Genomic DNA, 872 nt, shown 5'->3' on the forward strand with positions numbered 1-872 from the left:
CGGGGGACGTCTCGATGTCGTGGGCGCGCTCCAGCGCGCGTTCGGTGTCTATTGCGCTGGGTTCGGGGGCCCCGAGCACGCGCCGCAGCTGGGCCTGGACGGCCAGGTCGGGCGTGACCGTGTCGGACGGGCTGTCGGGCGGGTCTGGGCGCGCGTCGGCTGCATCGCCGGTCGCGCCGCGGGTTTGGGCGTTCATGGTCGGAGTGGTGGGGGCGGGGGCCGCGACGAGCAGGTGGCGGCTGTTCGGTTCGACGCCGTCCCACAGGTCCGGTGGTGCGGGGTCCTCCAGGGCGTCGTAGTCGACGTCGGCGGGGGTGGGGTCGGTGAGCACCGACGCCCGCCACACCACGGCCAGGCACTCATCCCCCTCACCATCACCCGCCCTCAGATCGCCCGCGGACGCCGCTGCCGTGGTGTCGCTGGCGGTCTGGGTCCGGAGGGCAGGGGGTGCCGCGGCGGACAGGAGGGCATGCGGGTGCCAGCCGCGTGCAAGCCCGTGGTCGACCACGGTGACGAGCCCGGGCCACCAGGGGCTGGCCATGACGGTCTTGGCGCGCTCATCGCCGAGCACCTGCTGGAGGTCGGTGGCCCAGGCGGCAGGCATCGGTTCGCCGTGGTCGTTCCGAGTGCTCGGCCCGCTGAGGGTGGTGGCAACGGCGGGGGAGACGTGGCGGCTGATGCGCCACCACAGAGCGGCCGCGCCGTGATCATCCGGGAGCACACGGATACTCGCGGCCCGGGTCAGCTGGGTGCGGGCGTCGACACCGGCGCGGGACAGGGCCGCCAGGCGGTCAGCGAGGACGGGGGTGAACGGGTCGGTCCTGAAGGCAGGGGACAGGTGGTTCAGCAGGGGCCCCCACTCCGCCAGGGCG

General features: G+C 74.4%; 1 protein-coding gene. It reads right to left on the bottom strand.

Translation table 11 applies throughout. From position 1 onward, the window contains the following. Positions 1-604: hypothetical protein (locus ACR80Q_RS18305; protein ID WP_435379085.1), on the bottom strand; the 604-nt coding region annotated here is incomplete at its 3' end. Between the last annotated feature and the right edge of the window lie 268 nt (positions 605-872).

Origin of the sequence: Aquipuribacter aurantiacus (genome assembly GCF_051216895.1) — a bacterium.
Lineage (GTDB): Bacteria > Actinomycetota > Actinomycetes > Actinomycetales > JBBAYJ01 > Aquipuribacter.